Raw genomic sequence first — 10784 nt, 5'->3', positions numbered from 1 at the left:
TTTGTTTATTCTGAGAACGCTTCAAACAATATCGAAGCGGGTCCAGGCCGAACCTATGTGAACAAAAACAAGGTCGAGTCCATTGTTGCGGCAGCACTTCCGGTGCCTGCGACGCTAAGCTCCACACTTGTTCACTTGGGTGCGGTGCATAACTTCCGCAAAATCACGGGCGGCTCTTATGCCGTTTCGACTTATCAAGTTCCGGTTATTTCAGCTGCTGCATCGGGTTCGACAGGTACTAACCTAGTGAGCGTTGGGACGGGTCTTGGTGGAAGTTTCCCACTTGGATCGGGTGTGATGATTCAACAAGGCTCAACGATTCTTCAAAGCTTTGTTTTAAACCAATCTAGTGATGTTTTGACTCTTGGAACGACACTTCCGTTTACGCTCTCAGGAGCCACCATAACGCAGGCTTTTGTCTCAGGGCCATCGTTTGCCATTGATCCCAATCGCTTCGAACTAGCGGGCATTTGGGAGCCTAAAAACTACATGTATCAAACAACCTCGACCTCAGGTGGCGGTGGTTTGGGCACTTCGACGACTATTTTTGTTCATTCAGAGAACGTGGGTAACCGCGTTATTGGGTTTAAAGATCCAACAAACGAGTTGGTGTTTACAACTTCAAACACTGGGATAATTCAATCTAACTTTCAAACGGCTGGGTTTAACCCAACTCCAATGATGTGGGTGCAAAGATTTGTGGGCGGCGTTTCGCTTGCTCTAATTGGTGATTTTGAAGCGGCTGAAGTTGAATTCTACTCAGCCGGCACTGGCAATACTTTAGGATATCAATTTGGAATTGATGGCTTAAATACCTTTACCGGGACCATTGTACCTGGTGTCACGGGTGGATATTTCAGCTTCCCAGTTTTAGCAAACGCTGGGATTGGTCAACATGGGCTGTCGATCGCATGGCAAACAGGCGCGACACTATCTAGCACTGAAAAGTTTGGTCTAACTCGCATTAAATTGTATCGGCATCGCGGACCAACGATGGTCGGTGGCGAACTGGCTCGCTTAGAGCAAACTCAAACAGCAGTTCAAACCAATGGGGCAACGCTGTCATGGGCTCCCTCTCGTGGATTGGTCGAAAAGATTTTGCCCGATGAATTTGTTTATGATGGCTCTTGGTTCCCAGATGTTTCATCAGGTGCCACGACATTTTCAGGGCTTCAGTATCGAAACAACGCAGCCCCCGCTTCTGCAAGGTTAGACTTTTTTGGAGACAGAATTCTTCTCAATGGAATTCAAAATGCTGGCACAAGTTACATTGCAACGGTCAATGGTGCATCTTTTGGAGTTCCGTTTAACCAAATCGTTCAACTCCCAAGCTTTGGTCCCAACTCGTTGCAATTGACAGTTCAGGCTGGAACATCGCTTTTACAGATCCAAGGCGCTGAAATCATCAATAGCTTTAAACCTATTGAAACTCTTCGAACTCCATTTTCGTCTGTTGATTTTAGAAACGGGATCATTGACGGGAAGCGATTAAAAGAAAGGTCCATTCCAAGACAAGCTTTAAAGCCACGAAAGATACCTGCGGATTTGAACGGTCTATATGTAGCCGGTCGGCAAATTGCTAACTACGGTTCAGCTTTAGCGGATGAATTCCGAGGTTCAGCCGTATCAAACGCGTGGATTAACGGAGTAGCAATTGGCCCAGGGGTTCAAGCTCGAGTAATGGAACTCACGATTGATTGTTCTGGTGCCCCGATTATGTTTGTTTTTCAAAGCACTATTTCCGGTCCTCCGATTGCAATTGGAACAGCAGCCGGATCCGGTGTTTTGGCTGGATATTCTTTCCTAGTTCGGCGCAATGCCGCTAACCCGATATTGGTCGCTCGGACTGAGACTGCGTTGAGGGCTGCGGGCGCCAACTTTGATATTTTTAACGCAAATCCTCATGTTTGCTTTGATTGGCGACCAATTCCAGGTCGAAACACCTACTACGCAGACGTAGATTTGATTAACGCGACATACACAACCAACGTCGTAATGATTGCGGTGGAGCTATAAAATGAAAACTTATTGGATTAGCCCGGCTGATTCCTCAAATCCTTTGAATACATTTGCAGGCCTAGCGCCAACTTTCACTCTTTTTGTGAATGAGAATGGCGCGACAGTTATTCCTCCTGGGATCACTGAATCACCGGCTGCAAGTGGGGTTTACCGCTTCACATATGGCGCAACTTTAGCTGTTTTTGGTCAAGTCGATTGGGGTGCAGGGGCTCCTAGCTCAAGTCGATATACAAGGGTTGTTCTTGACCCCATCCAAGCAGTTGATGAGCGGGTCGGTGGAATTGTGAACAACAACGACTCGATTGGTTCAACATCGGTTGATCCCACAACGGTTATTGGATTCTTGAAGCGATCTTTGGAGTTTTGGGAAGGCAATGCGACCTTTGAGAAGTCCACTGGCACTTGGTTGATCTATGATCGAGGCGGAACAAACGTGATTCGCACCAAGCAATTGTCGAATAACGCGACCGCTGCCACGAAAACTTGATTTGAAAATCGTGTGAATTTAGAGTGCCCTCTGGATAAGGGGGCACTACTATGAAACGTCCGACTATTTCACTGCATCTTATTGTTAAAAACGAGAAACATAACCTTCCGCCGCTGTTTGAATCAGTCAAAGATTGCTTTGATGAGATTCATGTAACCGATACAGGATCAGTGGACGGCACAATTGAGCTTTTACAATCGTGGGGTGATAGGAAAAACCCCGCTAATACGCCGGTTCATTTGCATCATTTTAAGTGGTGCGATGATTTCTCAGCGGCCAGAAACGCATCCTTTGAACCCGGAACCTGTGAATTCAAGATGTGGCTTGATGCCGACGACGCTCTCCAAAACCGTGAGGCTTTTATCAAATGGCGCGATACCGCCATGGGTTTAAGCGACTATTGGTTTGCGGTTTACCACTACGGGTTTGATAAGAATAAAAACCCAATTGTTTCGTTTATCAGGGAACGGGCTGTTCGTTGGGGTCTTGGGTTTAAATGGCGTGACTTTGTACACGAGGGAATTAACCCCGCATTTGTGACCCCACCGCCTAAGATGAATCATATTGGGACTTGGACTGTGGCGCATCGAAGATCAGAAAGTGATCTAGCCCAGGATCGAAGCCGGAATCTTGCACTATTTGAGCGCAATAAAGACAAGATGACCCCAAGGCTTAAGTATTACCATGGCAAGGAACTCTTTGAGGCAGGCCAGATCTTCGACGCAGTTAAGGTCTTAGTTGAAGCTGTAGCAGATCCTCAAATGGAGATTCACGATAGAACTTTAGGTATCCAATACGCAGCTTTTGGACTTTTGGGGCTGTCACAATTTGAAAAGGCCATTCAACTAGCCCACCAAGGGTTACAGCTTGCACCGGAAAGGGCTGAATTTTTTGTTCTAATTGGGGATGCTTATGTGAAGATGAACGCCGCTCAAAAGGCCATTCCCATGTATATGGCCGCAAGTGAGTGCGCATATCACGATGCCTCAAAACCAGGCTGGGGTGGAGCGATCTTCTCAGCTAAAACGTGTTACACGGACTATCCCCATTCTCAATTGGGCAGGATTTACGCTCAAATGGGGCAATATGAGAAGGCGCTTCACCATTTCAACAAGGCAGCAAACTATTCTCAGACAAAAGAAGCCTGGGATTTGGTTAAGGTTACAGAAGACGAGTTAAAGAAGAATAAGCCCACGGCTGTTTTAAACGTCAAAAAAACAGATGACATTGTGATTTCGTGCCACCCAGGGACAAATCTTTATGAATGGGATGAGCAGGTTTTAAAAGAGCGCGGAATCGGTGGAAGCGAAACAGCCGCCGTTCACCTAGCGCATCATTTGGCCCGTTTGACCAACCGAAAGGTCAAAGTGTTCAACTACCGCACCGCACCAAAGACGTTTGGGAATGTGGAATACATTTCTAACGGTGAGGTTGTGAACTACTTCTATGAAAACGACCCTAAACTTCATATCTCTTGGCGTCACACGGTCAAAAAGGGCTCCAATCAAGTCGTTTGGTGCCATGACCTCATTACCCCTGGGATCGACAAGATTGATGCAAAGATCGCGGTTCTAAGCCCCTTCCACAGGGATTATGCCTCTGCCATGCAGGGAGTTGACCCATCTAAGATGTTTTTGACAAGAAACGGGATTGATCCAACTCGTTTTGAGCTTCAGCAATTTAAAAAAGATTTAAACACGGTAATTTTCTCTAGTTCACCGGACCGAGGCCTAGAGCACTGCATCAATATCTTGGAGATTGCTCGTAAAACTAACCCCGCGATTCAGTTTCATTGCTTCTATGGCTTTGAGAACATGCGAAAGTTTGGAATGGCCAAAGAGGCTGACCGGCTTGAGGGGATGATCAAGGAGCGCGATTGGGTGCACTTTCATGGAAACGTAACTCAAAAGGAATTGACCGAATGGTTCCAAAAGTCCGCTGTGTGGCTCTATCCAGCCGATTTTATCGAGACATCCTGCATCACAGCCCTTGAAGCAGCTCTAACCGGTTGTCGGGGTGTAGGTCGCTCGATTGGAGCGCTGCCCTATACGATGGGGCAATTTAAGCAGAACATTATGCTAGATGAGCACCCTCGAGGAAACGAGGAGCTTTACGCTAAAGCAGTCCTCGAACAATTAAACAATCCTGTGCCTGCACCCATTAACCCGCACGAGTTTTCATGGGAGTCTGTAGCAAAACAATGGATAAAGGAATTTGATTTGTGACGGCTGAATTCTACATGTGGTCAGGATTTGTTACTATTGTTGTAGCTTTGGTTTTTTTGCTCATCGGTGAAAATTGGTTTGATTAAAGTTACAATGTCCTTATGGCAAATCCAGTTGAAGCGATCATTGCCCCGGAGGCAGTGATAGATTGGGGCCTGACGGCAAACGATGCTGTTGAGGGCCTGGGACTAAACACATTTGGGTTTTTGTGGCCTGAGGATGGCATTTGGGCACCATGCTGTCCTGTAAACGAGGGGAACACGCCGCCCACTTGGGTGGATTGTGAGGGGTGTCTATGAATTTGGGCGAATTGCAGAATCTAACTGCGAGCCTTTTGGATGATTTAAAGTTTGGCTATTTCACAAAGCCTCAAGTGACGGTGTTTTTAAATAACGCGCAGCGCACCGTCCAAAAGATGCTTTTGCAAGCGGGGCAAAATTTCTATGTGAAATGCGTCTCGACGATGACTGATCCAAGCTCGTGCTCTTATGCGCTACCGTTGGATTTCTTGAAGCTTCACAGGCTAGAGATTGTTTTAAATCCAGGGACACGCACTGAGACTAGGTTCCCTTTGCCTCAGATCACATTAAACCAAATGGATCTTTTGACGTACTCGCCCGCTCAGCCGACTAACTATTACTTTAAAAAGAATCGGTTAGTGCTGGCTCCGCCTCCTCAAACGCCTCAGACAATGCGGCTTTTTTATTCTTATCTTGTAGGGGATATGCTGACGGAAGTTTCAGTGCCCGATGTGCCTGAGACTTATCACGAGTTAATTGCGATCTTGGCTGCTGAAGATGGGCTCATCAAAGACGACCGAGATGCCTCTAAGCTTTTGAACAAGAAACAATTCTATGAAGACATGTTAAAACGCGATGCTCAAGCTCGTGGTGAGGACAGACCTAGAAGTGTTAATGAAACCGATCTTTATGAGTCGTATGGGATCTTGTTCTAATGGAGAAATTTAAGCAGGATTCTTTTCAGAACTTTGGCGGCATAAACCAAAAGGTCAGCCGCTACATGACAGGCGAGCGTGAAGCTCTAGTTTTGGAGAATTTTGATTTCACAACTCCCGGAGCTTGGACAAAAGCACCAGGCTCCACTTTTTACACCGGAGCTACAGTCACGGGACGCGTCACGGGGCTTTATGAATTTGAGCGACTCTCAGGGTTTTCTCAGATCATTTTTACAGCCAATACGAATGCGTACTTTTTAGCTGGCACGGTCCCGACTCCTTTTAGATCGGGCCTTGCATCGGGCGCTATCTTTGATTTTGTAACTTTTACCGATTTGATGTTTGCCACTAATGGATCAAACACTTTCAAGTGGGATGGGACGATATCGACTAACTTTTCGTGCCCAGCCGGTACACCCACACTTTTGTCAGGCACTTTAGGGGCCACGACTCCGGGATTTTCAGGGATCTTCTCATATGGTGTTGGGTATCTAACCCAATATGGGTTTCGCTCGCCTGTTTTGTTTGGAGCGACAAATTCAACCACTGGGGCTCACATCGCACTAAGCGGGTTCACGACTCCGACAGGCTTTGGGATCACATCCATTCTCTTGTATCGAACAAGCCCATCAGGGGCAGATTATTTCCAAATTGGATCGGTTCCGGCAGGGTCGGCAACTTTTGTGGATACGGGGCTCCCGCTTTCAGCACTTATTGCGCCTGAGGCCGTGTTTTGGACCGCTACGCCGCAATTCTTTGAGATTTACGCTAACCGTCTTTTCCAAGGCGGATTTACAAATATCTCCGGCTCATCTTTGACGGCAAGCTCGGTTGTATTCTCTGAGACCGGCCAACCTGAGAATATTCTGCAAAATAATAACTTTGAAGTCCGCACAAACGACGGGGATAGGGTTTCAGCCCTTAAGGCATATCAACAAAGCTTGTATATTTTCAAAGAGCGCTCATTTCATAGGCTCACGGGCGATTCGCCTCAGACTTTTGATATCAACGAGATTTCAGATCAATACGGCTGTATTTCTAACCGAGCCGTTGCAGTCTATGAGGACGTGCTTTTGTTCTTGGATCGAAAGGGCGTTGTCGAATTCAACGGTGCCGGTACTAGGGTTGTATCAACCCCTGTCGAGCCGATCTTTTTGAACATGAACGTCAACGCCGCACGACAAAACGCTGTAGCGATCCACAATCGACTTCGAAACGAGGTTTGGTTTGGGATTCCGGTGAACGGCTCAACGCTAAACAACGTGACAGTTATTTATGATTATTACTCCAAGGCGTGGACTACGTTTAAAGGATTTGAGCCCTCTAGCCTTTCCATCATTCGAGGCGCTTTGGACGCTCCGACGGCCTTTTACGGCTCATATAACGGTTCTATTCACTTCACAGGTTCGACATTGACCGCGCACAACGGGCAACCGATTGTTTGCAAGGCTCAGACTCAATACTTCAATTTACTCGGTCAATCGGTCACAACCCAATGGCGTAGGCTCTACACCAATACGAATGTAGTGCCCGGCGGGACGATGGGAGTTGTGTTTTATAACGATGCCGACGGGTCTCAGACGATTGCCCACACGGCGACGATCTCGCTTGATAACTTCCAATCTCGTGAAGAGTTTGGGATTCCATCCAAGAATTTAAGCATTGAGTACACTTTCACATCGGCCACGTTTGCCTTGACCATTGAGGGGCTAACGATTGAGGGCCGAATGCAGCGGAAGGTCTAATGAAGATCAACGCGAGCCCATTCTTGGACAATTTGACAACGCTTGACGCGCTAAAACGCTTTGTGACGGTGTTTTCAAGAAACGTCCAAGAGGCTGTAAACGGCAATTTATCCTTCTCAGACAATTTCAACGCGGTGCAATTAACTGTAAATTTCAGTGGGTCGGGCGTGGATACAGTCGTGGAGCACCAATTAGACCGTGTGCCGGTCGGATATTTGATTCTTAGATCCACGTCACCACTTATTGTTTATGATGGGTCTCAGCCATCTCGAGTACTAACCAAGACGTTTGTTACATTGCGGGCTTCAGCTTCGGGCCAATGCACTTTATTATTATTTTGAGGGTAAACAATGAAACCAAAAATGCCCAACCAAATGCCAACAAAAGCCAAAGAGCCAAAGTCTGCCATGATGCGTCCAGCTGATGCGATGTTTTCGGCTCAAATGCGGGCTTTTGAAAAAGAAAAAAAGAAGCGTGAGGCGGCCGCCGCTGCCCTTGCTGCTCAAGAAGCAAAAGCACAAGAAGTTGCAGCTAAACAACAACAAGACCGCGAAATGCAAATCACAAATGCGGTGGAGCAAGCTCGCTTTGGGGCAGGGGATGCATCCCGTAGAGCATTGGCTGAACGAATGGTTTCAGGAGATGAGCAAATGGCTTCCCGTGGTCTTTTATACGGTGGGCTTGCACAAAGGGGGCGAGATGAGGCCCAGGCTCAAGCGGTTGCTAATCTTGCACAAAAGAATCGTGAAATTCGAGGCGTAGGCTCGGAGCTATTAAAAGATTCTAAAGATTTGGCATTCTCAGGCCTTGCTCAAGATACCGAGAATAGATTTGCATCGGCTCAAGATGCTTTGAGTCAAAGACTTAATCAATCGGCTTCAAAACAAGCGGACGCTGCCGCTCTTGGACAAGGAATTGGATCAATTGCTGGAATTGCGGCTGAAGCTTATGGGGCTAGGTCAAAACCTAAGGCGGGGGCATAATGAACGAAACAAAAGAAGACAACGCATTGTTCAAATCAACTCTAAACAATGCAAAACTTATGGAAAATGCTGCGATGCTCGAAAGGGCTCAAGGCATGTCCGAACCTGCCAGGGAAGCGGAAGCCATTCAAAAAGATCAAGCCGAGGCTGGACTACTCACTGCATCGCCTGGTCAAGAACGCGCTTTAGAGGACAGGTCTCAGAGAGCTTTGAATTCTCAGCTTGCTCAAATGCGTAGAGAATCTGGAATTGATGCAACCCGAAGGGGATTACAGTTGCAACAAAGCGCGCAGCAAAAACAAAAAGCTGTTGATCAAACACGCCTCGCAGTTCGAAGGGCAAAAATGAACGCTAAAATACAGCGTGAAGCCGCACGAAAAGAAGCTAAGCGCACTTTTTGGTCAGGTCTTGCAACGGTTGCCGGAGCGGCTATTGGCTTTGCTGCTAGTGGTGGGAATCCGGCTGGAGCAATGGTCGGTGCAAAAATTGGCGGCGCAGGCGGTAACGCATTAGGGGGTCGATAATGGCTAACGGTTTACTTGCTGGGATTGGTGCGGGCCTCACGGCTGGCACTCAAAGCTTTCAAGACGCTCGCAGATTGAGAATGGAGCAAGAAAAGGCACGACAAGCTGAGGCTCAAAATAAACAAAGTTTGGCCCTTCAAGCCGCATCTCGCGGACTAAGGATCGGTGACGATGGGTCGCTGACGCGAGACGATAGCCTTTTGTCACCTGAGGAAGTTTTAAACAGAGACAAATTGAAGTTAGAAGTTGATAAACTTCGATCGGAGCAATCTCGAGGGTTTATTGATCCCGCCAAAGAGCTTGATAAAAAAATTAAAGGCGTTGAGTTATTAACCAAGCAAGCCGATTTACAAGCAAAATTAAATGCTAGACCCAAGCCGACGGTTGGCGAAGCCGCCGCTGATCGTAATTTTATAAAAACTTATGACGAGCTTGTTATTCGAGGAGGGGAGCAAAGAGTTAGAGCCAACATTGAAAAACTACGAGAACAAGCTAATCGTTTACAAAATTTGAATCCAGGAATTGTGTCAAGATTTACAGCTGGCACCCCATTAGTGGGACCGCTTGTGTCATCAGAACTTGAAGACATTAAAAATAATGTCGATTCAGTGTCGATTGAGGATTTGAAAGCTACCCTTGGAACCCAAGTGACTGAAGGGGATCGAATTGCATTTACACAGTTAGCATTCAATCCCAAACTACCGCCCGACCAGCAGGCCGAAAGAATTAGAAAAAAGGCTGATGTTATTGAAAGGTCTTTGAATGACACAATGGACCAAGTTAGATACTATGAGGGGGAGGGCGAAGGTTCCCTTGTTGGATACCGGAAGGCAAGGCTGGCTGAAAATCAAACTGACGATAAAACTAAATCGCTCAGCCCTGGCGGACTTCTACAAAAAACGACACGAGAAAATGAATCTGCCGCTTTAAAAAACGAGCAATTAAAACAGGGTGCTGAACAAAAGGCACAAAGATCAGGCGGACAAGACCCTGAAGCCTTAGCAATGTCTGAACAGTATAACATTCCATACGCTCAAGCTTTGGTAATTATGGAAGGACGCCGAAGAGGAAACGCTCGATAATGGCAAAACCAATCATGCCCCCAACACCTGAAGAATTGGAAAATGCTCGACGTATTGCCCCGCCGACTCCCGATGAGTTAGCAAGAGCTAGGCTTGTCGTTCCGGATGAGCCGCCTCAAAAAATAGCTCCGCCATCAGCCGCGGAGTTACAAAAAGCAAAACAAAGCACCCAAATGGGATTCTTGCCCGCTTTAGGGCAAGGGCTTTTAAAAGGGGCAGATATTCTCGGGGTGGGTCCGTATTTAGCGGGAACAGGTCAAGCGATTGGTGAAGGATTGGGAATCGCAACCTCTGGGGGTGGATTGATAAATGCAGCCAAAAACATTCCCGAGGCCTTTGGGCGCGGTCGAAGGGCTGAGGTTGAGGAGAGAAGACGTTCATCTGAGCGTCTTGGATTGTTGGACATTCCAGTGCAAATTATTGGAAGCGGGCCGCTGGCTGCTAGAACCGCTGCCGCCACTTTGGGCAAAACAGCACTTGGAACGCTCGGGAAATCAGTCGCTTTTGGCACTGGCCAAGGGTTTATCCAAGGATTGGGCGAGAGTGGTGATTTGGGCGAGGCTACAAAATCTGCTGCGGTAGGTGGAGCTTTAGGCAGCTTTGGTGGATTGCTGGGCGCTGGTATTCAAAAAATTGGTTCATCACTTCAAAAACCATTGAAATCAAATGCTGGCAATATTCGCCAAGCAGCTAAAGAGTTGGGCGCAACGCCAACGGCCGGAATGCTGGTTGACGACCCAATTATTCAAAAGGCTGAGTCGGCA

General features: G+C 47.2%; 9 protein-coding genes. All 9 read left to right on the top strand.

Translation table 11 applies throughout. The features are described 5' to 3' along the window. Positions 1 to 2016 (top strand): hypothetical protein (locus IM475_RS10175; protein ID WP_287727461.1); only part of this gene is annotated, 2016 nt, incomplete at its 5' end. Between the two features lies 1 nt (position 2017). Further along, the gene (locus tag IM475_RS10170) at positions 2018 to 2506 is read left to right on the top strand and encodes a hypothetical protein (RefSeq protein ID WP_287727460.1); all 489 of its coding nucleotides are present in this window, start codon (positions 2018 to 2020) and stop codon (positions 2504 to 2506) included. Positions 2507 to 2556: 50 nt separating this feature from the next. Next, entirely contained in the window at positions 2557 to 4731 is a 2175-nt protein-coding gene (locus tag IM475_RS10165; RefSeq protein ID WP_287727459.1) for a glycosyltransferase, read from the top strand. 295 nt (positions 4732 to 5026) lie between these two features. After that, positions 5027 to 5686, top strand: coding sequence for a phage adaptor protein (locus IM475_RS10160; RefSeq protein ID WP_287727458.1), 660 nt, complete (start codon positions 5027 to 5029; stop codon positions 5684 to 5686). Further along, entirely contained in the window at positions 5686 to 7431 is a 1746-nt protein-coding gene (locus IM475_RS10155) for a hypothetical protein (protein ID WP_287727456.1), read from the top strand. Before IM475_RS10160 ends, IM475_RS10155 begins: the two co-directional genes overlap by 1 nt. A gap of 350 nt (positions 7432 to 7781) precedes the next feature. Further along, on the top strand, positions 7782 to 8414 hold the full coding sequence (locus tag IM475_RS10150) for a hypothetical protein (protein WP_287727455.1): 633 nt from the start codon (positions 7782 to 7784) through the stop codon (positions 8412 to 8414). Continuing rightward, a complete protein-coding gene (locus IM475_RS10145; protein ID WP_287727454.1) occupies positions 8414 to 8938 on the top strand; it encodes a hypothetical protein in 525 nt (174 codons plus the stop codon). The genes IM475_RS10150 and IM475_RS10145 overlap by 1 nt, the downstream gene beginning before the upstream one ends. Continuing rightward, positions 8938 to 10020, top strand: a complete 1083-nt coding sequence (locus tag IM475_RS10140) for a hypothetical protein (protein WP_287727453.1) — start codon at positions 8938 to 8940, stop codon at positions 10018 to 10020. Before IM475_RS10145 ends, IM475_RS10140 begins: the two co-directional genes overlap by 1 nt. Then, a partial coding sequence (locus IM475_RS10135) for a hypothetical protein (RefSeq protein WP_287727452.1) occupies positions 10020 to 10784 on the top strand: 765 nt, incomplete at its 3' end. The genes IM475_RS10140 and IM475_RS10135, both read left to right, overlap by 1 nt.

It is taken from the genome of Microcystis sp. M061S2, assembly GCF_020245605.1.
Taxonomy (GTDB): domain Bacteria; phylum Cyanobacteriota; class Cyanobacteriia; order Cyanobacteriales; family Microcystaceae; genus Microcystis.
Note: the sequence above shows the minus strand (reverse complement) of the source record. Positions and strands in the feature narration are given on the sequence as shown.